The organism is Serratia sp. Ae19-1, from assembly GCF_059801225.1.
Genome location: NZ_JBCHWD010000003.1, coordinates 118,837 through 144,936, shown reverse-complemented (window position 1 = coordinate 144,936; position 26,100 = coordinate 118,837). Strand labels below are relative to the sequence as shown.

The 26,100-nt window shown below is 60.6% G+C and carries 35 protein-coding genes; 20 read left to right on the top strand and 15 right to left on the bottom strand.

Annotated elements, in window-relative coordinates; all coding sequences use genetic code 11:
• Positions 1–16 precede the first annotated feature (16 nt).
• The 9 genes from cheR (at position 17) to AAIE04_RS10825 (ending at position 7,598) form a co-directional block, all read left to right on the top strand.
• Complete coding sequence (gene cheR, locus AAIE04_RS10865) at positions 17–889, top strand: protein-glutamate O-methyltransferase CheR (protein ID WP_025159837.1); 873 nt, start codon at positions 17–19, stop codon at positions 887–889.
• Positions 889–1,938 carry a protein-glutamate methylesterase/protein-glutamine glutaminase gene (locus AAIE04_RS10860; protein ID WP_016927288.1) on the top strand — a complete coding sequence of 350 codons (1,050 nt, stop codon included), beginning with the start codon at positions 889–891 and terminating at the stop codon, positions 1,936–1,938. Before cheR ends, AAIE04_RS10860 begins: the two co-directional genes overlap by 1 nt.
• A 102-nt stretch (positions 1,939–2,040) precedes the next feature.
• Entirely contained in the window at positions 2,041–2,430 is a 390-nt protein-coding gene (cheY, locus tag AAIE04_RS10855; protein WP_004934862.1) for a chemotaxis response regulator CheY, read from the top strand.
• 10 nt (positions 2,431–2,440) lie between these two features.
• The gene (gene cheZ / locus AAIE04_RS10850; protein WP_004934858.1) at positions 2,441–3,085 is read left to right on the top strand and encodes a protein phosphatase CheZ; all 645 of its coding nucleotides are present in this window, start codon (positions 2,441–2,443) and stop codon (positions 3,083–3,085) included.
• Positions 3,086–3,210: 125 nt separating this feature from the next.
• Positions 3,211–3,444: a type II toxin-antitoxin system VapB family antitoxin gene (gene vapB, locus AAIE04_RS10845; protein ID WP_154746396.1), complete on the top strand. Its 234-nt coding sequence runs from the start codon at positions 3,211–3,213 to the stop codon at positions 3,442–3,444.
• Positions 3,444–3,842, top strand: coding sequence for a type II toxin-antitoxin system tRNA(fMet)-specific endonuclease VapC (vapC, locus tag AAIE04_RS10840; protein WP_498576916.1), 399 nt, complete (start codon positions 3,444–3,446; stop codon positions 3,840–3,842). Before vapB ends, vapC begins: the two co-directional genes overlap by 1 nt.
• A 129-nt stretch (positions 3,843–3,971) precedes the next feature.
• A complete protein-coding gene (gene flhB / locus AAIE04_RS10835; protein ID WP_498576915.1) occupies positions 3,972–5,123 on the top strand; it encodes a flagellar biosynthesis protein FlhB in 1,152 nt (383 codons plus the stop codon).
• On the top strand, positions 5,116–7,194 hold the full coding sequence (gene flhA / locus AAIE04_RS10830; protein WP_019452961.1) for a flagellar biosynthesis protein FlhA: 2,079 nt from the start codon (positions 5,116–5,118) through the stop codon (positions 7,192–7,194). Before flhB ends, flhA begins: the two co-directional genes overlap by 8 nt.
• Complete coding sequence (locus AAIE04_RS10825; RefSeq protein ID WP_019452960.1) at positions 7,194–7,598, top strand: flagellar protein FlhE; 405 nt, start codon at positions 7,194–7,196, stop codon at positions 7,596–7,598. The genes flhA and AAIE04_RS10825 overlap by 1 nt, the downstream gene beginning before the upstream one ends.
• A gap of 2 nt (positions 7,599–7,600) precedes the next feature.
• On the opposite strand, the gene AAIE04_RS10820 is transcribed toward AAIE04_RS10825, so the two are convergent.
• The 5 genes from AAIE04_RS10820 to flgA form a co-directional block, all read right to left on the bottom strand.
• A complete protein-coding gene (locus tag AAIE04_RS10820; RefSeq protein WP_033632742.1) occupies positions 7,601–7,903 on the bottom strand; it encodes a helix-turn-helix domain-containing protein in 303 nt (100 codons plus the stop codon).
• Positions 7,900–8,271, bottom strand: a complete 372-nt coding sequence (locus AAIE04_RS10815) for a type II toxin-antitoxin system RelE/ParE family toxin (RefSeq protein ID WP_063918546.1) — start codon at positions 8,269–8,271, stop codon at positions 7,900–7,902. The genes AAIE04_RS10820 and AAIE04_RS10815 overlap by 4 nt, the downstream gene beginning before the upstream one ends.
• A 230-nt stretch (positions 8,272–8,501) precedes the next feature.
• Entirely contained in the window at positions 8,502–8,936 is a 435-nt protein-coding gene (locus tag AAIE04_RS10810) for a flagella synthesis protein FlgN (protein ID WP_154746392.1), read from the bottom strand.
• Positions 8,937–8,976: 40 nt separating this feature from the next.
• The gene (flgM, locus tag AAIE04_RS10805) at positions 8,977–9,288 is read right to left on the bottom strand and encodes a flagellar biosynthesis anti-sigma factor FlgM (protein ID WP_019452957.1); all 312 of its coding nucleotides are present in this window, start codon (positions 9,286–9,288) and stop codon (positions 8,977–8,979) included.
• Between the two features lie 129 nt (positions 9,289–9,417).
• Complete coding sequence (flgA, locus tag AAIE04_RS10800) at positions 9,418–10,071, bottom strand: flagellar basal body P-ring formation chaperone FlgA (RefSeq protein ID WP_019452956.1); 654 nt, start codon at positions 10,069–10,071, stop codon at positions 9,418–9,420.
• Between the two features lie 160 nt (positions 10,072–10,231).
• Between flgA and flgB the strand changes: the two genes are divergently transcribed.
• The 11 genes from flgB (at position 10,232) to flgL (ending at position 20,306) form a co-directional block, all read left to right on the top strand.
• A complete protein-coding gene (flgB, locus tag AAIE04_RS10795; protein WP_019452955.1) occupies positions 10,232–10,645 on the top strand; it encodes a flagellar basal body rod protein FlgB in 414 nt (137 codons plus the stop codon).
• A 5-nt stretch (positions 10,646–10,650) separates the two neighbouring features.
• Positions 10,651–11,055, top strand: a complete 405-nt coding sequence (gene flgC, locus AAIE04_RS10790; RefSeq protein ID WP_004934826.1) for a flagellar basal body rod protein FlgC — start codon at positions 10,651–10,653, stop codon at positions 11,053–11,055.
• A gap of 12 nt (positions 11,056–11,067) precedes the next feature.
• The gene (flgD, locus tag AAIE04_RS10785; RefSeq protein WP_019452954.1) at positions 11,068–11,745 is read left to right on the top strand and encodes a flagellar hook assembly protein FlgD; all 678 of its coding nucleotides are present in this window, start codon (positions 11,068–11,070) and stop codon (positions 11,743–11,745) included.
• Positions 11,746–11,799: 54 nt separating this feature from the next.
• Positions 11,800–13,023, top strand: a complete 1,224-nt coding sequence (gene flgE / locus AAIE04_RS10780; protein WP_063918545.1) for a flagellar hook protein FlgE — start codon at positions 11,800–11,802, stop codon at positions 13,021–13,023.
• A 12-nt stretch (positions 13,024–13,035) separates the two neighbouring features.
• Entirely contained in the window at positions 13,036–13,791 is a 756-nt protein-coding gene (locus AAIE04_RS10775; RefSeq protein ID WP_019452952.1) for a flagellar basal body rod protein FlgF, read from the top strand.
• A gap of 18 nt (positions 13,792–13,809) precedes the next feature.
• Positions 13,810–14,592: a flagellar basal-body rod protein FlgG gene (flgG, locus tag AAIE04_RS10770; RefSeq protein WP_004934819.1), complete on the top strand. Its 783-nt coding sequence runs from the start codon at positions 13,810–13,812 to the stop codon at positions 14,590–14,592.
• Positions 14,593–14,675: 83 nt separating this feature from the next.
• Complete coding sequence (gene flgH, locus AAIE04_RS10765; protein ID WP_342889892.1) at positions 14,676–15,377, top strand: flagellar basal body L-ring protein FlgH; 702 nt, start codon at positions 14,676–14,678, stop codon at positions 15,375–15,377.
• Positions 15,378–15,387: 10 nt separating this feature from the next.
• Positions 15,388–16,488, top strand: coding sequence for a flagellar basal body P-ring protein FlgI (locus AAIE04_RS10760; RefSeq protein ID WP_004934816.1), 1,101 nt, complete (start codon positions 15,388–15,390; stop codon positions 16,486–16,488).
• Positions 16,488–17,432, top strand: coding sequence for a flagellar assembly peptidoglycan hydrolase FlgJ (flgJ, locus tag AAIE04_RS10755; protein ID WP_049200258.1), 945 nt, complete (start codon positions 16,488–16,490; stop codon positions 17,430–17,432). The genes AAIE04_RS10760 and flgJ overlap by 1 nt, the downstream gene beginning before the upstream one ends.
• A 206-nt stretch (positions 17,433–17,638) precedes the next feature.
• Positions 17,639–19,288, top strand: a complete 1,650-nt coding sequence (flgK, locus tag AAIE04_RS10750) for a flagellar hook-associated protein FlgK (RefSeq protein ID WP_498576914.1) — start codon at positions 17,639–17,641, stop codon at positions 19,286–19,288.
• A gap of 58 nt (positions 19,289–19,346) precedes the next feature.
• A complete protein-coding gene (gene flgL / locus AAIE04_RS10745; RefSeq protein ID WP_019452949.1) occupies positions 19,347–20,306 on the top strand; it encodes a flagellar hook-associated protein FlgL in 960 nt (319 codons plus the stop codon).
• A gap of 187 nt (positions 20,307–20,493) precedes the next feature.
• Here the strand turns inward: flgL and AAIE04_RS10740 are convergent, their stop codons facing one another.
• The 10 genes from AAIE04_RS10740 to fliL all read right to left on the bottom strand — a co-directional run bounded on the left by AAIE04_RS10740 (position 20,494) and on the right by fliL (position 26,071).
• Positions 20,494–20,820 carry a hypothetical protein gene (locus tag AAIE04_RS10740; protein ID WP_498576913.1) on the bottom strand — a complete coding sequence of 109 codons (327 nt, stop codon included), beginning with the start codon at positions 20,818–20,820 and terminating at the stop codon, positions 20,494–20,496.
• Positions 20,821–20,834: 14 nt separating this feature from the next.
• Positions 20,835–21,101, bottom strand: a complete 267-nt coding sequence (locus AAIE04_RS10735; RefSeq protein WP_498576912.1) for a hypothetical protein — start codon at positions 21,099–21,101, stop codon at positions 20,835–20,837.
• 340 nt (positions 21,102–21,441) lie between these two features.
• Positions 21,442–21,576 (bottom strand): stationary-phase-induced ribosome-associated protein, encoded by a 135-nt coding sequence (sra, locus tag AAIE04_RS10730; RefSeq protein WP_019452946.1) that lies wholly within the window; start codon positions 21,574–21,576, stop codon positions 21,442–21,444.
• 352 nt (positions 21,577–21,928) lie between these two features.
• Entirely contained in the window at positions 21,929–22,711 is a 783-nt protein-coding gene (gene fliR / locus AAIE04_RS10725; RefSeq protein WP_019452945.1) for a flagellar biosynthetic protein FliR, read from the bottom strand.
• A 2-nt stretch (positions 22,712–22,713) separates the two neighbouring features.
• Entirely contained in the window at positions 22,714–22,983 is a 270-nt protein-coding gene (gene fliQ / locus AAIE04_RS10720; protein ID WP_004934803.1) for a flagellar biosynthesis protein FliQ, read from the bottom strand.
• 21 nt (positions 22,984–23,004) lie between these two features.
• Positions 23,005–23,766 carry a flagellar type III secretion system pore protein FliP gene (gene fliP, locus AAIE04_RS10715; RefSeq protein ID WP_004934802.1) on the bottom strand — a complete coding sequence of 254 codons (762 nt, stop codon included), beginning with the start codon at positions 23,764–23,766 and terminating at the stop codon, positions 23,005–23,007.
• Positions 23,763–24,167 (bottom strand): flagellar biosynthetic protein FliO, encoded by a 405-nt coding sequence (gene fliO, locus AAIE04_RS10710; RefSeq protein ID WP_019452944.1) that lies wholly within the window; start codon positions 24,165–24,167, stop codon positions 23,763–23,765. Before fliO ends, fliP begins: the two co-directional genes overlap by 4 nt.
• On the bottom strand, positions 24,167–24,583 hold the full coding sequence (gene fliN, locus AAIE04_RS10705) for a flagellar motor switch protein FliN (protein ID WP_004934799.1): 417 nt from the start codon (positions 24,581–24,583) through the stop codon (positions 24,167–24,169). Before fliN ends, fliO begins: the two co-directional genes overlap by 1 nt.
• Positions 24,576–25,580 (bottom strand): flagellar motor switch protein FliM, encoded by a 1,005-nt coding sequence (fliM, locus tag AAIE04_RS10700; protein ID WP_004934798.1) that lies wholly within the window; start codon positions 25,578–25,580, stop codon positions 24,576–24,578. Before fliM ends, fliN begins: the two co-directional genes overlap by 8 nt.
• A 5-nt stretch (positions 25,581–25,585) precedes the next feature.
• Positions 25,586–26,071, bottom strand: coding sequence for a flagellar basal body-associated protein FliL (gene fliL / locus AAIE04_RS10695; RefSeq protein WP_015378245.1), 486 nt, complete (start codon positions 26,069–26,071; stop codon positions 25,586–25,588).
• Positions 26,072–26,100 lie beyond the last annotated feature (29 nt).

Sequence of the window (26,100 nt, the reverse complement as noted above, 5' to 3'; positions counted from 1 at the left end):
TCCCCGGTGAGGCGGCATGAAACAGGCGCCGTCAACTTCTAACCGGGATACTGCGTCGATGTTGACGCAAATGGTGCAGCGCCTGCCGCTGTCGGACGTGCATTTCCGTCGTATCAGCCAGTTGATTTATCAACGCGCCGGCATCGTGCTGGCGGAGCATAAGCGTGAGATGGTTTACAACCGTCTGGTGCGCCGATTGCGGCTGCTGGGATTGCACGACTTCGGCGACTATCTGGCGCTGCTGGAAAGCGATCCGAACAGCGCGGAATGGCAGGCGTTCATCAACGCGTTGACCACCAACCTGACGGCATTTTTCCGCGAGGCGCATCACTTCCCGATCCTGGCGGAGCATGCGCGCTCACGGCCGAACGGCTACAGCGTCTGGAGCACTGCGGCCTCGACCGGCGAAGAGCCGTATTCGATCGCCATCACGCTGAGCGATGCCTTGGGGCAGCGGGCCGGCAGTTGCCAGGTCTGGGCCAGCGACATCGATACGCAGGTGCTGGAAAAAGCGGAGGCGGGCGTTTACCGCCAGGAAGATCTGCGCACCCTGACGCCGACCCAAATGCAGCGCTATTTTCTGCGCGGCACCGGGCCGCATCAGGGGTTGGTGCGGGTGCGGCCGGAACTGGCGGCGCGGGTGAACTTTCAACCGCTGAACCTGCTGGCGCCGGAATGGGCGCTGCCGGGGCAGTTCGACGCCATTTTTTGCCGCAACGTCATGATCTATTTCGATAAGGCGACGCAGGAGCGCATCCTGCGCCGCTTCGTTCCCTTGCTTAAGCCGGGGGGGCTGATGTTCGCCGGCCACTCCGAGAACTTCAGCCAGATCAGCCGGGATTTCTACTTGCGTGGGCAGACCGTGTATGGGCTGACCAAGGAGAGGTAATGAGTAAAATCAGAGTGTTATGCGTAGACGATTCGGCACTGATGCGTCAGCTGATGACGGAAATCGTGAACGGCCATGCCGATATGGAAATGGTGGCGACCGCGCCGGATCCGCTGGTAGCGCGCGATCTGATCAAAAAATTTAATCCTCAGGTGCTGACGCTGGACGTCGAGATGCCGCGCATGGACGGACTGGATTTCCTCGAGAAACTGATGCGCCTGCGGCCGATGCCGGTGGTGATGGTCTCTTCGCTGACCGGCAAAGGATCGGAGATCACGCTGCGTGCGCTGGAGTTGGGTGCGGTGGATTTCGTCACCAAACCGCAGCTCGGCATTCGCGAGGGCATGCTGGCCTACAGCGAGCTGATCGCCGAGAAGATCCGCACCGCGGCCAGGGCGCGCCTGCCTCAGCGCTCGAGCAGCCCGGCGCCGGCGATCCTCAGCCATGCGCCGCTGCTGAGCAGTGAAAAACTGATCGCCATCGGCGCCTCCACCGGCGGCACCGAAGCGATCCGCCAGGTGCTGCAGCCGCTGCCGGCCACCAGTCCGGCGCTGCTGATCACGCAACACATGCCGCCGGGATTCACCCGTTCGTTCGCCGAACGGCTGAACAAACTGTGCCAGATCACGGTGAAAGAAGCGGAGGATGGCGAGCGCGTGCTGCCGGGCCACGCCTATATCGCACCGGGGGACCGCCATCTGGAGCTGGCGCGCAGCGGCGCCAACTATCAGGTGAAGCTGCATGACGGCCCGGCGGTCAACCGCCATCGCCCGTCGGTCGACGTGCTGTTCCGCTCGGTGGCGCAATACGCCGGCCGCAATGCGGTGGGGGTGATCCTCACCGGCATGGGCAACGACGGTGCGGCGGGGATGTTGGAGATGCATCGCGCCGGGGCTTATACCCTGGCGCAGAACGAGGCGAGCTGCGTGGTGTTCGGCATGCCGCGCGAGGCGATCGCCAGCGGCGGCGTCAGCGAAGTGGTCGAGCTGGACAGAATGAGCCAACGGATGCTGGCGCAGATTGCCGGCGGCCAGGCATTGCGTATTTGATTTTAGTCCGCCGGGGTTACCCGGCGGCGATATGACCCACGGCCGCCGCGCGGCGGCCTGCGGTTTTGCATCATTAAACGGTTAACTATTTCAGGAGTAACAATGGCAGACAAGAACCTCAGATTTCTGGTTGTGGACGATTTCTCCACCATGCGTCGCATCGTCAGAAATTTGCTGAAAGAGCTGGGCTTCAACAACGTCGAAGAAGCTGAAGACGGTGCGGATGCGCTGAACAAGCTGCGCGCCGGCGGTTTCGACTTCGTGGTGTCCGACTGGAACATGCCGAACATGGACGGGCTTGAGCTGTTGCAAACCATCCGCGCCGACAGCGCGCTGGCCGCGATGCCGGTACTGATGGTGACCGCGGAAGCCAAGAAAGAAAATATCATCGCGGCGGCGCAGGCCGGCGCCAGCGGTTATGTAGTGAAACCATTTACGGCGGCGACGCTGGAAGAAAAGCTCAACAAGATTTTTGAAAAATTGGGCATGTAAGGAGAGGGCGATGAGAGACATTCCAATGCCTGCCAGCGATGCAGCGACCGCGGGAGAGATCATCTCCCGCATCGGCCAACTGACCCGAATGCTGCGCGACAGCATGCGCGAACTGGGGCTCGATCAGGCGATCGCCCAGGCGGCAGAGGCGATCCCGGATGCGCGCGACCGTCTTGACTATGTCGTAACCATGACGGCGCAGGCGGCGGAACGGGCGTTGAACTGCGTAGAGGCGGCGCAACCGCGCCAGGCGGAGCTGGAATCCGGCGCTAACGCGTTGAAAGGGCGCTGGGACGAGTGGTTCGCCAATCCCATCGAACTGGACGACGCGCGTTCTCTGGTCAACGACACTCGCCAGTATCTGGATCAGGTGCCGGGCCATACGGCCTTCACCAACGCCCAGCTGCTGGAGATCATGATGGCGCAAGATTTCCAGGATCTGACCGGTCAGGTAATCAAGCGCATGATGGACGTGGTGCAGGAGATCGAAAAGCAGCTGCTGATGGTTCTGATGGAAAACATGCCGGAGCAGCCGGTGAAGGAAAAACGGCCGAACGACAGCCTGCTGAACGGCCCGCAGCTCGACCAGAACGGCGTCGGCGTGATCGCCAATCAGGCGCAGGTCGACGATCTGCTCGACAGCCTCGGTTTCTGAGGCTTTTCGGGGCGCGCGACGGCGCGCCCCGAAAGTTGCGCAGCGTCGCGCAAAGATTGGAGTATATAGCGTTGCTATATACACTGTGGCGATTATAATTTGTACTCCAGTTAAAGGAGGTCGCCATGACGTTAGGTTCTGTCTTTACCAATAATCGGACGCAGGCCGTGCGCTTGCCCGCAGAGGTACGTTTCCCCGATACCGTTTCTAAAGTGACCGTCCGCGTGATAGGCAAAGAGCGCATTCTTGCGCCGGTGGAGAATACCTGGGACAGTTTCTTCTGCGCGGAAAATGAGGTGAGCGATGACTTCCTCAATGAACGTGCCGGGCAACACCAGCGCGAGCGGGAAGAGTTTTGATGTTCAGCCATATGCTGGACACCAACATTGTTATCTATGTCATCAAGCGCCGGCCTCTGGAAGTGCTGGAGACGTTCAATCGCTATGCGGGCAAAATGGTCATTTCGTCGGTCACCTATGGCGAATTGGTTCACGGAGTGGAGAAAAGCTCGCGTCCGGCGGTTAACGCCAGAGTGGTTGAGGATTTTGTCTCCCGATTGGATATTCTCGATTACGGCGCCAAAGCGGCTTCACACTACGGCAACATTCGGGCTGCGCTGGAACGTCAGGGAACGCCTATCGGCGTAAACGATCTGCATATCGCCGGGCATGCGCGCAGCGAAGGATTGATTCTGGTGACCAATAACCGACGCGAATTTGAGCGCGTTGATGGCTTACGGCTGGAAAATTGGCTGTAACGTCTCCCCCTTGATTGCCTCATCCCCCAAATAACCCGCCTTTTTCCCCGTTGTTCCCCCAATGACATCGCCAATTTTTTGGCATGCTGACCGCCATTCTTTACCCTCCCGACACAGGAACGGCGTTTCGTGGCTGAAGACAGCGATCTGGAAAAAAGCGAGGCCCCCACGCCCCACAGGCTGGAGAAGGCGCGTGAAGACGGCCAGATCCCGCGCTCGCGCGAGCTGACCTCGGTACTGATGCTGCTCTCCGGCCTGGCGATTATCCTGATGTCCGGCAGCAATATGGCGCAACAGCTGGCGGCGATGCTCACGCAAGGTCTGAACTTCGATCACGGCATGGTCAGCAACGATAAACAGATGCTGCGCCAATTGGGCATGTTGCTGCGCCAGGCGGTGCTGGCGCTGCTGCCGATCATCGCGGGGCTGGTGCTGGTGGCGCTCGCCGCGCCGATGTTGCTGGGGGGCATTTTGTTCAGCGGCAAGTCGATCAAGTTCGATTTGAAGCGGCTGAACCCGCTATCCGGGTTGAAGCGCATCTTTTCTACCCAGGTGCTGGCCGAGCTGCTGAAAGGGATCCTGAAAGCGACGCTGGTCGGTTGGGTGACCGGCCTCTATCTGTGGCACAACTGGGCGGCGATGCTGCATCTGATGACTCAGCAGCCGCTCGATGCGCTGGGCAACGCGCTGCAGATGATTCTGTTCTGCGGCTTTCTGGTCGTGCTGGGATTGACGCCGATGGTGGCATTCGACGTGTTTTATCAGCTGTGGAGTCACTTCAAGAAGCTGAAGATGACCAAGCAGGATATTCGCGATGAGTTCAAAGACCAGGAAGGGGACCCGCACGTTAAGGGGCGCATTCGTCAGCAGCAGCGGGCGATCGCCCGGCGCCGCATGATGGCCGATGTGCCCAAGGCGGACGTGATCGTCACCAACCCGACGCACTACGCCGTCGCGTTGCAGTACAACGACAAAAAAATGAGCGCGCCGAAAGTGCTGGCCAAAGGGGCCGGCGAAATCGCCTTGCGCATTCGCGAACTCGGTGCGGAACACCGCATCCCGATGCTGGAGGCGCCGCCGCTGGCGCGCGCGCTGTATCGGCACAGCGAGATCGGACAACATATTCCGGCCACTCTGTATGCCGCGGTCGCCGAAGTACTGGCCTGGGTGTACCAACTGCGCCGCTGGCGGCGCGAGGGCGGCCTGATCCCGAAAAAACCTGAACGTTTACCGGTGCCGGAAGCACTGGATTTTGCGAGAGAGAGTGACTCTGATGGCTAATTTGGCCTCCCTGCTTCGTTTGCCGGGCAATTTTAAAGATACGCAGTGGCAGGTGCTGGCCGGCCCGGTGTTGATCCTGTTGATTCTGTCGATGATGGTGCTGCCGTTGCCGGCGTTCATCCTTGATCTGCTGTTTACCTTCAACATCGCGCTGTCGATCATGGTGCTGCTGGTGGCGATGTTCACCCAGCGCACGCTCGAGTTCGCCGCTTTCCCTACCATCCTGCTGTTCTCCACATTGCTGCGTTTGTCGCTCAACGTCGCGTCGACGCGCATCATCTTGTTGGAAGGGCACACCGGCTCCGCCGCCGCCGGCCGCGTGGTGGAAGCCTTCGGTCACTTCCTGGTGGGGGGCAACTTCGCCATCGGCATCGTGGTGTTCATCATCCTGGTGCTGATTAACTTTATGGTCATCACCAAAGGTGCGGGGCGTATCGCCGAAGTGGGCGCGCGCTTCGTGCTGGACGGCATGCCGGGCAAACAGATGGCGATTGACGCCGATCTGAACGCCGGATTGATCGGCGAAGACGAAGCGAAGAAACGCCGCGCTGAAGTTACCCAGGAGGCCGATTTCTACGGCTCGATGGACGGTGCCAGTAAATTCGTGCGCGGCGACGCCATCGCCGGCCTGATGATCATGGTGCTGAACGTAGTCGGCGGCCTGTTGGTCGGCGTGGTGCAACACGGCATGGAGCTGGGGGCGGCGGCGGAAAGCTATACGCTGCTGACCATCGGTGACGGCCTGGTGGCGCAGATCCCGGCGTTGGTGATCTCCACCGCCGCCGGCGTTATCGTCACCCGCGTAGCGACCGATCAGGACGTCGGCGAGCAGATGGTAGGCCAACTGTTCAACAATCCGCGCGTGATGCTGCTCAGCGCCGGGGTGCTGGGGCTGTTGGGCCTGGTGCCGGGCATGCCGAACCTGGTGTTCCTGCTGTTTACCGCCGCTTTGCTGGGCCTGGCCTGGTGGCTGCGTGGCCGTGAACAACAGGCGCCGAAGACGGTAGAGGCACCGGTGATGCCGGAGAATCCGCAGGCCGCCGAAGCCAGCTGGGCCGACGTGCAGTTGGAAGACCCGTTGGGGATGGAAGTGGGTTACCGGCTGATCCCGATGGTCGATTTTCAGCAGAACGGCGAGCTGCTTGGGCGTATTCGCGGCATCCGCAAGAAATTCGCGCAGGACATGGGCTATCTGCCGCCGGTGGTACACATTCGCGATAATCTGGAACTGCCGCCTGCCAGCTACCGCATCCTGATGAAAGGCGTCGAGATCGGCAGCGGCGAAGCGCAACCGGGCCGCTGGCTGGCGATCAACCCCGGCAATGCCGTAGGCGAGCTGGCGGGTGACAAAACCGTCGATCCGGCCTTTGGGCTGGAAGCGGTGTGGATCGACAGCGCCTTGCGCGAGCAGGCGCAGATCCAGGGCTTTACCGTGGTGGAGGCCAGCACCGTGGTGGCGACGCACCTCAATCACCTGATCGGTCAGTTCGCCAGCGAACTGTTTGGCCGTCAGGAAGCTCAGCAACTGCTGGACCGCGTTTCGCAGGAGATGCCGAAGCTGACCGAAGACTTCGTGCCGGGCGTGGTGTCGCTGACCACGCTGCACAAGGTGCTGCAAAACCTGTTGGCCGAACGCGTTTCCATTCGCGATATGCGCACCATCGTTGAAACGCTGGCGGAGCATGCCCCGGCGCAGAGCGATCCTTATGAATTGACCACCGTGGTGCGGGTGGCGCTGGGCCGGGCGATCACGCAGCAGTGGTTCCCGGGCAACGGTGAGATTCAGGTTATCGGGCTGGATACCCAGCTGGAGCGCCTGTTGCTGCAGGCGTTGCAAGGCGGCGGCGGTCTGGAGCCAGGTCTGGCCGACCGCCTGTTGGATCAGGCGCGCCAGGCGTTGCAGCGGCAAGAGATGCTCAGCGCGCCGCCGGTGCTGCTGGTCAACCATGCGCTGCGGGCCTTGCTGGCGCGCTTCTTGCGCCGCAGTTTGCCGCAGATCGTGGTGCTGTCCAACCTGGAGATCAACGACGATCGCCAGATTCGCATGACCTCGACCATCGGAGCCGCCTGATGAAACGCCGTTTGTGCTTGCTGGGTTTGTTGGCGCCGCTTGCCGCCGGCGCGGTGTCCGGTTCCTGGGTGGCGGAAGGGGCGGGCGTTACGCTGGAACAGGGCGGCATGCGCGATGAGTCCGCCGGTTTGCGGCCGCCGAACGCGCTGCCGGACGCCAACGCGCGCATCACCAGCGTCAGCTGGCGTTACCGTTTGCTGGGGCCGGAACCGGTGGGCCTGCAGGCGCAGCTCTGCACGGTGAACCGCTGCATTCCGCTGGGTGGCGGCAGCGGCAGCAGTATCGGTCTGCAGGGAGAGCCGGCCAATGCGGAATTGCGCTTTGTCTATTACGTGCAGTCGCAAGGCGGGTTGAACCCGCCGCTGCGGGTGATTGGCAATCAGGTGATCGTCAATTACCAGTAGGATCAGGCCAAAATTTGCAGGCCGTTGCGTTCCACCAACGTCAACAGCTTCATCGCGGCGGAGTTCGGTTGCGCTTCGCCGCGCTCCCATTTCTGCACCGCTTTTTTGCTGACGTTGAGATACAGCGCGAACACTGGCTGACTGACGTTTTCCCGTTCGCGCAGCGCGCGGATCTCGGCCGGCCCGAACTGTTTCACCGGCCGCAGGCACAGCATGTCGAAGGTGCGCATGGTCACGTCATCGACGAAACCGGCGCGATGCAGGCCCTGAACTTCCTGGTGGATCGATTTCAGCATCTTGCTCATAGTTGTAACCTTATTAATTCCCCGCAGTTGACCAGCTGATACAGCCTGAATGGTGAATAATCCAGATACAGCGCCGCCAAATGCCGCCAGGAAATTAACTCATCCTGATTGATGTTGTCTCTTTCGTTTTTGGCAAAGCCATACATGAAAAAGATCCTGCCTTCATCTGCCGTTGCGATTAATACCCGATACCCGCGCCGTTTTCCACTCCCCATCCGGGCGATGCGTTTTTTGTAAACGCAACCACCGAGATTGGCGTCGTACAACTGATTTTGCATCTCTTGCGCCGCTTTCACTATCGTGGCGTCACTGATGCGTTCGTCGCTGGCAAATGTCTGGAAGGCTTTTGTGAGATAAATGTCGGTCATTCACTCTCCATGTGAAAATATACCCTTAATGGGTATAGATCAAGATGTTTAACGACCGAGCTAAGATGACGAAATAGGGAGTGATGGGGAACAGGCAAATATCCGTTCTGCGCAGCCTGGCGCATAACGTTAAGGGAACTCAGAAAACGACAAGGAGAAAATGCGAAGGGAGGCGCAAAAGCCGATAAAGCTGCGCCCGGCGACACGTACACCGGGCGAAATGGGGCAGGTCAGACGCCGATTTTTCTGCCGAGCAGGCTGCCGACGTGCGACTGGCCGTCCGGGCCATACAGCGATTTGTTGTTTTTGCTGAGGATCGACAGCGCCTGGGCGTTATGGTCGATCTGCTGATTGAGCAGCAGGCCATTGTGCTGGTTCTTCTCGCGCAGCGTTTGGCTCAGCAACTGAACGCGCTGCCAGCGATCGGCCAGGGGCGCATGGTTGGCGTAAGGGGCGCGTTGCCCGCAGGCTTTCTCCTGCCCCAGACGCTGCTGCTCGAGATAGGCGACCGTCGCCAGCAGTTGGCTTTTGGCGTCGGTGACGCGCTGCAACGCCACGCCGGGCAGTTGACCGGCACACAGCAAGTCGTGCTCTTCCTCCAGCACGCCATTGAGCGCCTGCAGGGTTTCCAACAGTTTATCCAGCAGTTGTGCCAGGTTTTCCATAGTGATGACTTATCCTTTACCGCTACCCGCCGCCGCGCTGTCAGTCGCGGCCGGCGATCCATTGAATATCGCTCTGCGCGTCTTGCAGCAGCGCGTCGGCGATTTTGCCGGCGTCCATTTTCAGTTCACCGTTGCGGATCGCCTGCTTGATGGCTTCGACCCGGCCCATATCGATATCCTGGGTGCCCGGCTGCATCAGGCGCGCCTGCGCCTCGCTCAGTTTGACCTGGGTGCCGCTGACGGCGGTTTCGGCCACGGCGGCCTTACGCGGTTGGAGCGGGTTGTCGGCCGGGGTTTCACGCGGTTGCACAGTGGAAACCGGCTGTAACCGCTGGGTGCGATCGATACTCATGGTCCATCTCCGTTTACGCCGTCGCCACTTGCGGTCGACGACGCTGCAATGAAAGTTTTGCGGCCCTGGTGGCCAATAAAATGCTGCTTGATTTGTCTTATCGGCAAGGTTGGCGGAACCTTTACTTTTTTATAACGTAATGCGAATCGCGCCGTCGTCCCCGACCACGCCGCTGACGATCTGCCCGGACGCCATGCGCACGCGCACGCTGTCTTCGGCGGCAGCGTTGTTCATCGCCTTACCCGCACCGCTGATGTTAAATCCTTCGCCCTGCGCGGTGACCTGCACCGGTTGCCCGGCTTTGATAAGCCAGGCGCGGCGCAGCATGGCGAGCGTCAGCGGCTGGCCGGGGCTGATATTGCGCAGGCTGACGGCGCCTAACGCTTTGCCCGGTTCGGTCAGCGCGCGCGGCGGCAGGGTATCGAGCCGACCCTGCTTCAACGTCAGATCCGCCGCCGTCAATCGGGCGCCGGCGCTGATGCCGCGTGCCGACACGAGATAACGGCCGAACACTTGCACCTGCGTCTGAATAAAACGCCGCTCCTGGCCACAGCGCGCCGAAATGCTGACATTGCCGCCGATCCGCGCATTGGGCGACAACGACAGCTGCGGCAGTTCGCAAGCGGGCCATTGGTTCGGCGGCGTGCGCACCCGCACTTTCACCTGCACCGGTTCGCCGTTGAATTTGCCTTTGATGAAGCTTTCGATTTGCGTCGCCAGATCGTCGGCGCGCGCGTTCAGACTGCACAGCAGGCCGATAAGCAGCAGCATTTTACCTTTCATCGTCATCTTCTCAAGCTTCATCGGGATATGCGTAAGTGTACCCGCAGCGCGCGCAGGCTAAGCAGATAAATAGCGCCCCATTTTGCGTTTATTCCCGCGATAGGGTGGCACGGCGGGCGTTTATGCTGTCGACTCCAAATTCTAACCTCGCGGAGGGAGCATGCTCGACAAACTGGACGCGGCTCTGCGCTTTGGCCAAGAGGCGCTGAACTTGCGCGCCCAGCGGCAGGAAATTCTGGCCGCCAACATCGCCAACGCAGACACGCCGGGTTATCAGGCGCGGGATATCGATTTCGCCAGCCAATTGAACAAGGTGCTGGAACAAGGGCGCGTCAACGGCAACGGCATGGCGCTGAACCTGACGGCGGCGCGCCACATCCCGGCGCAGACCATGCAGCCGCCACAGCTTGATCTGCTGTTCCGAGTGCCGGACCAGCCGTCGATGGACGGCAATACGGTGGACATGGATCGCGAACGCACCAACTTTGCCGATAACAGCCTGAAATATCAGACCGACCTGACGCTGCTCAACGGTCAGATCAAAGGGATGATGTCCGTGCTGCAACAAGGATAAGGCGCATGTCTTTACTGAACATTTTTGATATCTCCGGCTCGGCGTTATCGGCGCAGTCTCAGCGCATGAACGTCAGCGCCAGCAACATGGCCAACGCCGACAGCGTGACCGGCCCGGACGGTGAACCTTACCGCGCCAAGCAGGTGGTGTTCCAGGTCGCCGCAGCGCCTGGACAACCGACCGGCGGGGTGCGCGTCGCCCAGGTGGTGGACGATCCGGCGCCCGAGCGACTGGTGTATCAGCCGGGTAATCCGCTGGCGGACGCCAAGGGTTACGTGCGCATGCCGAACGTGGACGTGGTCGGGGAAATGGTCAACACCATCTCCGCTTCGCGCAGCTACCAGGCCAACGTCGAGGTGCTCAACACCACCAAGTCGATGATGATGAAAACCCTGACGCTGGGTCAGTAACCGGAGATTCCCATGGCTATCGCCGCAACCACTAACGAGTCGTTGGACAATACCGTCATCGGTAACAACAGCAAGACCACCAACAGTCAGGATCTGCACAACAGCTTCCTGACGCTGTTGGTCGCGCAGTTGAAAAACCAGGATCCGACCAACCCGATGCAGAACAACGAACTGACTTCGCAGCTGGCGCAGATCAACACCGTTCAGGGCATCGAAAAACTCAACACCACGCTGGGTTCGATCTCCGGCCAGATCAACAGCAACCAGTCGCTGCAGGCCACTGCGTTGATCGGTCACGGCGTGATGGTGCCGGGCAACAATATTCTGGTCGGCAGCAAGGACGGCAAGGTCAGCACCACGCCGTTCGGCGTAGAACTGGAGCGCGCAGCCGATCAGGTGACCGCCACCATTACCAACGCCAGCGGGCAGGTCGTGCGCACCATCGAAATTGGCGGTCTGACCGCCGGCGTGCACGCCTTCACCTGGGATGGATCGCTGGATGACGGCACCACCGCGCCCGACGGCGCCTACAAAGTGGCCGTCAACGCCAAAGGCAACGGCGAGCAACTGGTGGCGCGCAGCCTGCATTTCGGCCTGGTGAACGGCGTGATCCGCGACGGCAACGGCGCCAAGCTGGATCTCGGCCTGGCGGGCAACGCCACCCTGGAAGACGTGCGACAGATCTTATAACCCTAAGCATCAGGCTCAATCGGACGATAGCCTGACCACTATTCGGAGAATAACATGGCCTTTTCTCAGGCAGTCAGCGGCTTGAACGCGGCAGCAACCAACCTGGACGTGATCGGTAACAACATCGCCAACTCTGCGACCGCGGGCTTCAAATCCGGCAGCGTATCTTTCGCCGACATGTTCGCTGGTTCGCAGGTCGGTCTGGGCGTCAAAGTGTCCGGCATCACCCAGAACTTCAAGGGCGGCACCACCACCGGTACCAGCCGTTCACTGGATATCGCCATCAACGGCAACGGTTTCTTCCGCATGCAGGATAAAGACGGCGGCATCTTCTATACCCGCAATGGCCAGTTCAAGCTGGACGAAAACCGCAACCTGACCAACATGCAGGGCCTGCAGCTGACCGGCTACCCGGCGGCCGGTTCCCCGCCGACCATCCAGCAGGGCGCCAACCCGGTGCCGCTGAGCATTCCTGAAGGCATGATGAACGCCAAGGCGTCCACCTCCGGCCAGATGGTGGCCAACCTGAAGTCCACCCATAAAGTGCCGGAGAACACGAAGTTCGATCCGACCAAGCAGGACAGCTACAACTACGTCAACACCATCACCGCTTACGACTCGCTGGGTAACGCGCACAACATCAACGCTTACTTCGTGAAGACCGAAAACAACAAGTGGCAGGTCTACACCCAGGACGGCAGCGCTGCACCGGTTGACGCCGGCACCATGGAGTTCAGCGAAAGCGGCAACCTGGTGAAAACCACCAGCACCAACGGCGCGCCGGGCGAGTTCAGCATGGTGATCCCGATGACCGCCAAAGACGGTGCGCCGGCGCAAAACTTCACCCTGAGCTTCGCCGGCAGTATGCAGCAGAACGTGGGCAGCGACTCGGTGAGCAAGGTATCGCAGGACGGCTATGCCGCCGGTGAATACACGGGCTATCAGATCAACAACGACGGCACAGTGGTGGGTATCTACTCCAACCAGCAGACCCAGCTGTTGGGTCAGATCGTCATGACCAACTTCTCCAACCCGGAAGGGCTGGCGTCGCAGGGCGATAACGTTTGGCAGGAAACCGGCGCGTCCGGCCAGCCGCGCGTCGGTCTGGCGGGCGGCGGCGGCTTCGGCAAGCTGACCAGCGGCGCGCTGGAATCTTCCAACGTCGATCTGAGCCAGGAGCTGGTGAACATGATCGTCGCACAGCGTAACTACCAGTCCAACGCCCAGACCATCAAGACGCAGGACTCCATCCTGCAGACGCTGGTTAGCCTGCGCTAATAGGGCCGAGTTATGGATCACGCGATTTATACCGCGATGGGCGCGGCGCGCCAAACGCTGGAACAGCAGTCCATTACCGCCAACAACCTGGCCAACGCGTCGACGCCAGGCTTTCGCGCCCAGCTCGCCGCGTTGCGCGCGGTGCCGGTCGACGGGCCGAGCATGGCGACACGCACCTTGGTGACGGCCTCGACGCCCGGCGCCGACATGAGCCAGGGCGCGCTGAACTACACAGCGCGTCCGCTGGACGTGGCGCTGCAGCAGGACGGTTTCCTGGCGGTGAGTCTGCCAGGCGGCGGTGAAGCTTACACCCGCAACGGCAACATTCAGATCTCCTCCACCGGGCAGTTGACGGTGCAGGGGATGCCGCTGATGGGCGACGGCGGCCCGATCGAGGTGCCGCCGTCGGCGGAGATCACCATCGCGGCCGACGGCACCATTTCGGCGCTGAACGCCGGCGATCCGCCGAACACCATCGCGCAGATCGGCCGCCTGAAGCTGGTCAAAGCCGATGCGCGCGAAGTGATGCGCGGCGACGACGGGCTGTTTCGCCTGACGCCGGAAACCCAGCAGCAGCGCGGCAATCAGTTGCAAAACGATCCGCAGGTGCGGGTGATGCCGGGCGTGCTGGAAGGCAGCAACGTCAAGCCGATGGAAACCATGGTCGATATGATCGCCAACGCCCGTCGCTTTGAAATGCAAATGAAAGTCATCCACAGCGTGGATGAAAACGAACAGCGTGCCAACTCACTGCTCTCATTGAGTTAAGCAGCAAGGAAATAACCGATGATTCCATCCTTATGGATTGCCAAAACCGGTCTGGACGCGCAGCAGACCAACATGGACGTGATCGCCAACAACCTGGCGAACGTCAGCACCAACGGCTTCAAGCGCCAGCGTGCGGTATTTGAAGATCTGCTGTACCAGACCATGCGTCAGCCGGGGGCACAGTCCTCCGAGCAGACCACGCTGCCATCCGGTCTGCAGATCGGCACCGGCGTGCGTCCGGTGGCGACCGAACGTCTGCACAGCCAGGGCAACCTGTCGCAGACCAACAACAGTAAAGACGTCGCCATCAAGGGGCAGGGGTTCTTCCAGGTGATGCTGCCGGACGGCACCCAGGCCTACACCCGCGACGGGTCGTTCCAGATCGATCAGAACGGCCAGCTGGTGACCTCCAGCGGTTTCCAGGTGCAGCCGGCGATCACCATCCCGGCGAACGCGCTGTCCATCACCGTTGGCCGCGACGGCATCGTCAGCGTTACCCAGCAAGGGCAGACCGCCGCTCAGCAGGTGGGCCAACTGACGCTGACCACGTTCGTCAACGACAGCGGTCTGGAGAGCGTGGGCGAGAACCTGTATCAGGAAACCGAAAGCTCGGGCGCGCCGAACGAGAGCACGCCGGGGCTGAACGGCGCCGGTCTGCTGTATCAGGGCTACGTGGAAACCTCCAACGTCAACGTGGCGGAAGAACTGGTCAACATGATCCAGACTCAGCGCGCTTACGAGATCAACAGCAAAGCGGTATCGACCTCCGATCAGATGCTGCAAAAGCTGACGCAACTGTAATCTGTCATTGACGGGCCCGGCATGCCGCGCCCGTCATTCTCTTTCGTGAAACAAAGGCGATACCCGTGGTAACCACATATTCGATGGCAATCCTGCCGCGGCAGGGACAACGCTGGCTGGCGGGAATGGTGATGCTGACGCTGAGCGGCTGCGCTTATATCCCGCACAAACCGCTGGTGGCCGGCGCGACCACGGCGCAGCCCGCGCCGGCCAGCGCGCCGATGCCGAACGGCTCGATCTTCCAGACGGTGCAGCCGATGAACTACGGCTATCAGCCGCTGTTCGAAGACCGCCGTCCGCGCAACGTCGGTGACACCCTGACCATCGTGCTGCAGGAAAACGTCAGCGCCAGCAAGAGTTCCTCCGCCAACGCCAGCCGCAACGGCGCCAGCAAGTTCGGCGTCGCCACCTCGCCGCGTTACCTCGACGGCCTGTTAGGCAATGCGCGCGCCGATATGGACATTTCCGGCGACAGCACCTTCGGCGGCAAGGGCGGCGCCAACGCCAACAACACCTTCAACGGCACCATTACGGTGACGGTCAACCAGGTGCTGGCCAACGGCAACCTGCACGTGGTGGGGGAAAAACAGATCGCCATCAACCAGGGCACCGAATTCATTCGTTTCTCCGGCGTCGTCAACCCGCGCACCATCAGCGGCAACAACTCGGTCACCTCGACGCAGGTGGCGGATGCGCGTATCGAATACGTCGGCAATGGCTATATCAACGAAGCGCAGACCATGGGCTGGCTGCAGCGCTTCTTCTTAAATGTTTCACCGTTCTAAGGATTGACTGATGCTGAAAAAATGGTTTATCGCGCTGTGCGTCGGGCTGGTGTGCTTGCCGGCGGCGGCGGAGCGCATCCGCGATCTGGTGACGGTGCAGGGCGTGCGAGACAACGCCCTGATCGGCTACGGCCTGGTGGTGGGGCTGGACGGCTCCGGCGACCAGACCATGCAGACGCCGTTCACCACCCAGAGCCTGAGCAACATGTTGTCGCAGCTGGGCATCACCGTGCCGCCGGGCACCAACATGCAGCTGAAAAACGTGGCGGCGGTGATGGTGACCGCCAAACTGCCGCCGTTCTCGCGCGCCGGGCAGAACATCGACGTGGTGGTTTCTTCGATGGGCAACGCCAAGAGCCTGCGCGGCGGCACCCTGCTGATGACGCCGCTTAAAGGCGTGGATAACCAGGTCTATGCGCTGGCGCAGGGCAACGTGCTGGTCGGCGGTGCGGGCGCGGCGGCCGGCGGCAGCAGCGTGCAGGTCAATCAGCTGGCGGGCGGGCGCATCAGCAACGGCGCCACCATCGAGCGCGAGCTGCCGACCACCTTCGGTAGCGGCGGGGTGCTCAATCTGCAGTTGAACGACGAAGATTTCACGCTGGCGCAGCAGATCAGCGACGCCATCAACCGCCAACGCGGCGGCGGCACCGCGACGCCGCTCGACGCCCGCACCATTCAGGTACTGGTGCCGCAGGGCAACAGCTCTCAGGTGCGCTTCCTGGCGGAGATTCAGAACATCACCGTCAACGTCGGTGCGATGGACGCCAAGGTGATCATCAACTCGCGCACCGGTTCGGTAGTGATGAACCGCGACGTGATCCTCGACTCTTGTGCCGTGGCCCAGGGCAATCTGTCGGTGGTGGTCGATCGGCAGAACACCGTCAGCCAGCCGACGACGCCGTTCGGCGGCGGCCAGACGGTGGTGACGCCAAACACCCAGATCTCGGTGCAACAGCAGGGTGGGTCGCTGCAGAAGGTGAACGCCAGCGCCAACCTGAACAATGTGATCCGCGCGCTGAATGCGCTGGGCGCCACGCCGATCGATCTGATGTCGATCCTGCAGGCGATGCAGAGCGCCGGCTGCCTGCGCGCCAAGCTGGAAATCATCTGATGGCCGGCGATCTGATGGCGATGTCGGGCGCGGCCTATGACGCCCAGGCGCTGAACGGCCTGAAGCGCGACGCGGCGGCCGATCCGCAGGGCAACCTCAAGCAGGTGGCGCAGCAGGTGGAAGGCATGTTCGTGCAGATGATGCTGAAAAGCATGCGTTCTGCCTTGCCGCAGGACGGGGTATTAAGCAGCGATCAAACGCGGCTTTATACCTCGATGTACGACCAGCAAATCGCCCAGCAGATGTCGCAAAAAGGGCTGGGGCTAGCCGACATGATGGTCAAGCAGATGAGCAACGCCAATACGGTGCCGAGCGAAACGGCGGGCTTGTCGCCGATGGCGCTGGACAACGAGGTGCTGCAAACGCTGCCGAATCAGGCGCTGGAGCAGATGGTGCGCCGGGCGATGCCGAAAGCGCCGCCGGCCGCCGCGCCGCTGTCGCTCAACAACGGCAACTTCGTCGCCCGTTTGTCGATCCCGGCGAAGGTCGCCAGCCAGCAGAGCGGCATTCCGCATCAGCTGATTGTCGCGCAGGCGGCGCTGGAGTCCGGCTGGGGGCAGCGCGAGATCCCGACTTCTGACGGCACGCCGAGCTACAACCTGTTCGGCATCAAGGCCGGCGGCAGCTGGAATGGGCCGGTGACGGAGATCACCACCACCGAGTTTGAGCAGGGCGCCGCGAAGAAGGTGAAGGCGAAGTTCCGCGTTTACGGCTCGTACGTCGAAGCGATCGCCGATTACGTCAAGCTGTTGACCAACAACCCGCGCTACGCCGACGTGGCCGCCGCGCGCAGCCCGGAACAGGCAGCGCATGCGCTGCAGCGCGCCGGTTATGCCACCGACCCGCAGTACGCCAGCAAACTGGTCAGCGTGATTCAGCAGATGAAGAACGCCGGGGAACAGGCGGTCAAAGCTTATACCCACGATCTGAAAGATTTGTTCTAAATCCCCGTCATTCTTGACGCCGCAGCGGCGCCAATCATTTAGGGGATAGGCGGTAACGAAGGCTAGCTGGATGCTGAGCGCGTTGCCGCTTTTTTTCCTCAAGTTCTTCCCATTTTGGCCGATAACCGAGACAGGCTGAGCGAACAGGCTCAGCAGCTCAATTAAGAACTCTGTGGGCCACCGGCGCCGCAGCATAAGGAATTCCGATGTCCAATAGCTTAATCAATACCGCGATGAGCGGGCTGAATGCGGCTCAGGTGGCGCTCAGTACCGTCAGCAACAACATCTCCAACTATAACGTGGCGGGCTACAACCGCCAGACTGCGATCCTGGCGCAGAATGGCGGCATGGCCACCATGAGCGGCTTCATCGGCAACGGCGTGACCGTCACCAGCGTCAACCGTGAATACAACCAGTTCATCACCAATCAGCTGCGCAGTTCACAGAGCGCGTTCGGGGCGCAAAACGCCTATTACGAGAAGATTTCGCAGATCGACAATCTGTTGGCGAGCAAAACCAACCCGCTGTCGGCCAACATGCAGGACTTCTTCACCAATCTGCAAAACCTGGTGAGCAACGCCGGCGACGACGCCGCACGTCAGACCGTGCTGGGCAAGGCCAATGGCCTGGTTAACCAGTTCAATAACACCGACAAGTTCCTGCGCGACATGGACAGCGGCGTTAATCAGCAGATCAGCGATACGGCGCAGCAGATCAACAGCTACAGCCAACAGATCGCCAAGCTGAATGACGAGATCACCCGCCTGCGCGGCAGCGCCGCCGGTGAACCGAACGCGTTGCTGGATCAGCGTGACCAACTGGTCACCGAACTGAACCAGTTGGTGGGGGTTCAGGTCACGCAGCAGGATGGCGACGCGTATACCGTCTCCTTCGCCAACGGTTTGACCCTGGTGCAGGGCAGCAATACCTATCAGGTGGAGGCGATGCCTTCCAGCAGCGATCCTTCCCGTTTGACTATCGGTTACAACCGCGGCAACGGCGCCAGCGAAGTGCCGGAAGGGCAAATCACCAGCGGCAGTCTGAGTGGCGTGCTGAAATTCCGCAGCGAAACGCTGGACGGCGTGCGCAATCAGCTGGGGCAGTTGGCACTGGCGATGGCGGACAGCTTTAACCAGCAGCATCGCGCAGGCTTCGATCTGAACGGCGACGCGGGCGGCGATTTCTTCAGCTTCAGCGGCGGTCGGGTAGTGGATAATACCCGCAACACCGGCGACGCTTCGCTGTCGGTGGCTTACACCGACACCGGCAAAGTGAAGGCCAACGATTATCGCGTCGAGTTCGACGGCAGCAACTGGCAGGTCAGCCGCCTGCCGGACAACGTAAAAGTCAACGCCACGCCGGGCACCAGTGCCGACGGCAAACCGACGCTGAACTTCGACGGCCTGGAAGTGAGCATCGACGGCAATGCGAAATCCAAAGACAGCTTCACCGTGAAGCCGGTCAGCGACGTGGCGGGCAACCTGAAAGTCGCCATCACCGACTCGTCCAAGATCGCCGCCGCCGGTAAAGACGACAGCGGCCGCGGCGATAACGAAAACGCCAAGAAGCTGCTGGATCTGCAAACCAAGAATCTGGTGGACGGTAAGGCGACCCTGAGCGGCGCTTACGCCGGCATCGTCAGTGGCGTGGGCAACCAGACCGCCGCCGCCAAGGCGATCGCGACCTCGCAGGCCAAGATCGTCAAGCAACTGGGTGAGCAACAGCAATCGCTGTCAGGGGTTAACCTCGACGAAGAATACGGTGAGCTGCTGCGCTTCCAGCAGTACTACATGGCCAACGCGCAGGTCATTCAGACCGCCAGCTCGCTGTTCGATGCGTTGCTGAATATTCGTTGATTTCATTGTTAGCCGGCGCCGTTGCGGTGCCGGTCGTTCAGAGTAAGGAACCCACAGCATGCGCATGAGCACCAGCATGATGTACCAACAGAACATGAGCGGCATCACGGGCAACCAGTCGCTGTTCATGAAGGCCGCCGAGCAGCTTTCCTCCGGCAAGCGGGTGATCAATCCGTCCGACGATCCGCTGGCGGCGTCGCGCGCGGTGATGTTGTCGCAATCGCAGGCGGAAAACAGCCAATACACGCTGGCGCGCACCTTCGCGCGTCAGAGCGTGTCGATGGAAGAAACGGTTTTGGCCGGCGCGACCTCCACCATCGCGGACATGAAGGCGCTGATCGTCAATGCCGGCGGCACCGAAAGCGATAACGACCGCCAGTCGTTGGCTACCCAGCTGCAGGGGCTGAAAGATCAGCTGCTGAACCAGGCCAACAGCACCGACGGCAACGGCCGCTATATGTTCGGCGGATACGTGAACGACAAGGCGCCGTTCGTCGACAACGGCGGCACCGTCAGCTATCAGGGGGGCGACAAGACGGTTGAGCAGAAAGTGGACGCCAACCGCACCATGACCATCGGCCATACCGGCAACGCGGTGTTCATGTCATTGACCAGCAACCCGAAGCCTGAGCCGGACGGCAGCGCGCCGGTCAGCAACGTTTTCGAGAGCATCGACATCGCGCTGAATGCGCTGAAAACGCCGCTGCAGGGCGCCGACGAGGCCACCAAACAGCAGGTGAACGATGCGTTGGCGAAAGCCAACCGCGGCCTGGACAACTCCTACAACAACGTGTTGAGCGTGCGTGCCGAGCTGGGTAGCCAGCTGCAGGAGATGGATCAACTGGACAGCATCGGTAAAGAGCGTGACATGACCAACCAGATCCAGATGAGCGCGTTGACGGATGCCGACTTGGCCGAGTCTATCTCGTCTTACTTCATGCAGCAGGCGGCGCTGCAGGCGTCGTACAAAACCTTCAGCGATATGCAGGGCATGTCGCTGTTCCAGATGAATCGTTAAGAGCAATACCCCGTTGCCTGACCGCGACGGGTTTCCCTTTAGTGCGCTTAGAAAATGCCCTCTCCGCCCCGCGGGGAGGGAGGCTTCTTGAAACCGGGTGCACTCGTTTGGCGCGTCGTTCGTTCTCCCACTACTGACTGAGCGACGCGCCTTTTTTTGTCTGCGTTTTCCTCATTCAGCTTACGCGTTAGCGGAAAGGCACGCCGCGATCGTTGCCGGATCCTTTAGTGCATTGACCGCCTATGTTGACAAAGGCTGAGGCCGCCGCGGTGCTAATCGCACTGCCGTTACGGCTGGCCAGGGCGCTGGCCATGGCAATGGCGCCGGTCACCACCGCGCCGGTACAAGGATCCTGAAATAGCCCATAGCCTTTCGCCGCCCAATTAGGCTGGAAGCCGTTCGCCTGCGCGCCGTAGGAGCTTGGGCCATAGTCGCGATCCCGGTCGCCGCCGTTATTGCCGTCACCGGCGCCGCCAATCCGTTGCATTTCTTCTCTGGTCAGTTCTCTCAGCATAGGTCGATCTCCTGTTAACGCGACTTAGCGTTATTTTTAGGGTTGTTATTTTCGATTTGAGATTTGCGGCTCTCATTTAGCAGCCAGCGTATTGGCTTATAGAGGCACTCGGCCAACTTCAATGAGCCAAATAAGGTAAACGGGATGATGACAAAACTATCGACGCCAGGCGGTAGAGTAAATAAACCCCAGGAAAAACCCAGTGTGTTTAAAATAGTGCTCATGATCAAAATGGCGATGCCGCTGATGAATAAATCACTCAGCTGAAACTTTATCTTCATATTTACACCGTTTATATTTTAGTGAGGCTTGCCGCGTACTGGTAGCAAGGTTGTTTTCAATATAACGCTGGGGAAATAAGGTGGGAAATCGATTTTTCTTGTCAGTGAATAAATAAGGGGTGTGAGTAAATTAAATCATTAATACATTATTTTTAAATTTAACGCAGCAGCCAGGGTGATGTGGCGCGTTATTCCCTTCCTAAGAATAAAGTACACCGGCACGGTTTGCCGGCGAGTGATGAGTGTGGGTCCCGGGCTGCTTATGCGGCGCCGCGTCGAATGACGTTGCAGAAGCCGGATAGGGGCGCAACCCGGAATTTTTGCTACAGGTCCTGCGTGATTATTTCTTTTTCTTCACCACTTTCCATTTTCCGCCATCGCTGGTCTCGGTGAAGGAAACTTTAAACTTGTTGCTTTTCCAGTGGGTCAAGCCGAATAATCGGCGTGCCTTGCGGTTGCTTTTCGCTTTAATCATGATCTCGCTCCTGTGGTTAGCAAAGGTCGATGCTGCGCCCTGCAGCCGGCAGGCTGCCGGACGCATTTATTCAGGGTGTAAGTTATCTGTCGCGCATTTAACTCTGCGTGACTGCGTTATATTTTATTTTCGCTGAGGAGTAAGCGTTTTTATCGCCGCCGATGGCTAACGGGGAGGCGATGTTTTCTTGTTACCGGGTCTATTCTAGGTCGGGGTTTTATTTATTCAAGCCGCCGGAGACATTTGAACCTTAATCCGGATAAAAGGCGTTTCTCAGGCTTTTGTCCCAATAAAACGGTTTTATTGCCATTTTGTCTCAGGCAAAAGGGGGGGAAGGAAGGAGGAGGTGGATTCAGAAGGTCATGCCGCCGATCACCGCCGCCAGACGATCGAATATCTCACCGAACAGGTGCTCGCAGAATGGCGCCAGCATCGGCATCATCATGCCCAGCGTCATGATGCCGAAGGTCATGGTGACCGGGAAGCCGATCACGAACACCGACAGCTGTGGCGTCATGCGGTTGAGCAGCCCGAGCGCCATGTTCAGCGTTAACAGCAGGCAGATCAGCGGCAGCGCCAGCATCATGCCATTGATGAAGATCAGCGAACCGACCTGGGTCAGCACCAGGAAGCCGTTGCCGTTCAGCGGCTGCGTTTGGATAGGCAGGGTGTGGAAGCTGTCAGCCAGCAGCGAAATCAGCCACAGATGGCCGTTGAAGCTGAGGAACAGCAGCATCGCCAGCAGATTGAGCAGGCGCGCCAGCACCGGCATGTTCGGGCCTCCACTGGGATCGAAGAAGGTGGCGAACGACAGGCCCATCTGCATGCCGATCACTTCGCCCGCCAGGCGCACCGCCGCGAAGGCGAACTGCATGGTCAACCCCAGCGCCACGCCGATCAGAATCTGTTGAATCGCCAGCCACAGGCCGGCAGCGGAGAAGATCGGAATATTGCTGGCGGGCAGCGTCGGCGCGATCAGGATGACGATCAGCCCGCCAAGGCCGATTTTGACCTTTTTGCTGATTTGCTTTTCGCTGAATATCGGCGCGGTGCTGATCAGTGCCAGAATGCGCAGCAGCGGCCAAAAATAGTGGCTGAGCCAGACGGTGAGCTGGGCGCTGTCGAAAGTGAGCACGGTCAGCCGATCAGGGTAGGCAGGTTGCTGAACAGGGTGCGCATGTAGTCCAGCAACAGGTTCAGCATCCAGGGGCCGGCGATGATGATGGTGGCCACCACCGCCAGAATTTTGGGGATGAACGACAGCGTCATTTCGTTGATCTGGGTGGCGGCCTGCAGCAGGCTGACCACCAGGCCGCTGATGAGCGCCGCCAGCAGCAGCGGGGCGGCCAGCGCCAGCGCCACTTTCATCGCCTCGGTGCCGAGCGCCATAACCGATTCAGGTGTCATCTCGCTTTCTCCGGTCGGGGGTTACGAATAGAAGCTCTGCGCCAGCGAGCCGAGCAGCAGCTGCCAGCCATCGACCAGCACGAACAGCATCAGCTTGAACGGTAGCGAGATGGTCGCCGGCGGCACCATCATCATCCCCAGCGCCATCAATACGCTGGCGACCACCAGATCGATAATCAGGAACGGAATAAACACCGTAAAGCCGATCTGGAAGGCGGTTTTCAGTTCGCTGGTGACGTAGGCGGGCAGCAAGATGCGCATCGGCACCGCTTCCGGGCCGGCCAGCGGCGGCTGATTGGCCAGCCTGGCGTACAGCGCGAGATCGGTTTCGCGCGTTTGGCGCAGCATGAATTCGCGCAGCGGCTGCGCGCCTTTATCCAGCGCGACCTCCAGTCCGATCTTGTCCTGGCTGAACGGCAGGTAGGCGTCCTGATAGACCTTGTCGAACACCGGCGACATGATGAAGAAGGTCAGGAACAGCGCCAGCCCCAGCATCACCTGGTTCGGCGGCGCCGACGGCGTGCCCAGCGCATTGCGCAGCAGCCCGAGCACGATGATGATGCGGGTGAAGCTGGTCATCATCAGCAACATGGCGGGCAAGAAGGTCAGCGAGGTCAACAGCACCAGCGTCTGCACCGGCAGCGACCAGCTTTGGCCGCCGTTGGCCAGCGGCTGGCTGATCAGCCCCGGCAGTTGTGCAAAAGCCGCCGGGCTGATCAGCAGCAGGGCGGCAGGGAGCCAAACCGCCGGACGGCGGACGAGGGTATGAAGAGTCGAGGTCATGCCGATTTTTCCGGGCGTTTCAGAACTTTTTGCATCAGTTGGCGGAAGTCCGCCGGTGTTGCCGCGTTGGTCTCGCCTTCGTCTTTCGGCGGGGCGGGCAGGGTGTGCAGCGGGGTGATCTGCTGGGCAGTGACGCCCAAGACCAGCAGGGTGTCGTCGACTTCCACCACCACCACGCGCTCGCGCTGCCCGACCTGGCAACTGGCGCGCAGGTTGAGCAGTTTGTTGTTGCGCGCCTGCGGGGCGAACCCCAGCCGACGGAACAGCCAACCGGCCAGCAGGATCAGCAGCAGAATGCCGCCGAGCGCGCTGCTGACCTGCATCAACACCGAACCGGCCGGCAGGGCCGGCGCGGCGGGTTGTTGGGTGCTTTGCACGGTAACGGGCGCGGCGGCGGTCATCAGCGGCTCAGTCGACGCATGCGTTCGGACGGGGTGATGATGTCGGTGATGCGCACGCCGAACTTGTCGGCCACCACCACCACTTCACCTTGTGCGATCAGGTAACCGTTGATCAGGATGTCCAGCGGTTCGCCGGCCAGGCCGTCCAGCGCCACCACCGAGCCCTGCGACAGGCGCAGCAACTCTTTGATAGTCATCTTGGTGCGCCCCAGTTCCACGGTCAGCTTGACCGGAATATCCAGGATCAGGTCGATATCCTGCAGGCTGCCGAGCGCATCCTGAGCCTCCAGCGACTTGAACACCCCTTCGGTGCTCGCGCCGGATTTCTCTGAGGACTGCTGCTCGTTAAACGCATCAGCCCACAGATCGTCCACGGATTCCTTTCCTTCGCCAGACGGTTGCTTAGGATCACTCATTGGGCTGTTCCTCACTCAGAGCATTCAAAATAGGGTTAATCAAATGTTCAACACGCAGGGCGTATTGCCCGTTCAACGTGCCGTATTGGCTGGTCAGAACCGGTACGCCGTCCACATGGGCGATCAGGCGTTCCGGCTTGTCTATCGGTAGTACATCGCCCGGTTGCAGCTTCAGGACTTTCGACAGCCGCATCGGGATATCGACGAAGTTGGCGATCAGCTCCAGTTCGGAGTGCTGCACCTGCTTCACCAGCGTTTCGCGCCAGTGGCTGTCTTCCTGCCGCGAGTTTTCCAGCGGCGGGTTGGTCAGCAGCTCGCGCAGCGGTTCGATCATCGCGAAGGGAATGCAGATGTTGAATTCGCCGGTCAGCGCGCCGATCTCCACCTGGAACGGCGTGGTGACCACGATGTCGTTCGGCGAGGTGGTGATGTTGGTGAACTTCACCTGCATTTCGGCGCGCACGTATTCCACGTCGATCTTGTAAATGGCGCTCCAGGCGTCGCCGTAGGCGTCCAGCGCCAGGCGCAGCATGCGCTTGATCACCCGCTGTTCGGTCGGGGTGAACTCGCGGCCTTCGACCTTGGTCGGGAAGCGGCCGTCGCCGCCGAACAGGTTGTCGACGGCGATGAACACCAGGCTCGGCGCGAACACGAACAGGGCGGTACCGCGCAGCGGGTTCAGATGCACCAGGTTCAGGTTGGTCGGCACCGGCAGATTGCGGGCGAACTCGTGATACGGCTGGATTTTGATCGGGCCGACGGTGATGTCCGGGCTGCGGCGCAGCAGGTTGAACAATCCCATGCGGAACTGCCGGGCAAAACGTTCGTTGATGATTTCCAGCGCGTGCAGACGCTCGCGCACCACGCGGCGCTGGGTGTTCGGATCGTAAGGCTTGACCTCGCTCTCTTTGCCGACCACCGCTTCGGGTTCGTCACCCGCGCTGTCGCCGTTGAGCAAGGCGTCGATCTCTGCCTGTGAAAGAATGCTATCGCCCATAGTGATTACCGCAGTATGAAGGCGGTGAACAGCACGTCGCTGACCACCTGCTTCGGTTGTCCCTTAACCAGCGGCGGGCTGAGCACATCCTTAATCTGCGCCACCAACTGTTGCTTCCCTTGTTCATTGGCCAGCTGGCTCGCTTCCTGGCGGGAAAGCAGCATCAGCAGACGGCTGCGCACTTCCGGCAGAAAATCGTTCAGCTGACGGCGGGTACTTTCGTCCGGCAGACGCAGCGTGAGGCCGATGTACAGCACGCGATCCGGGTTGTTGTCCGGCGTCACCAGATTGACGGTAAAGGTGTCGAGCGGCATGAACACCGGCGCCGCCGGCGGTTGTTCTTTGACGGCGGCCGGTTCGGCGCCGTTTTTATGCTGTTGCAGCAGCCACCAGCTGTAACCCGCGGCGCCACAGGCGACGACGCTGATCAACACCAGCAGGATGACCAGAAGGGGGCGTTTCGGTGCTGCCGGAAGGGAGTTCTGAGACATAGCCAAATCTAATTCCTGTTGTTCCACCC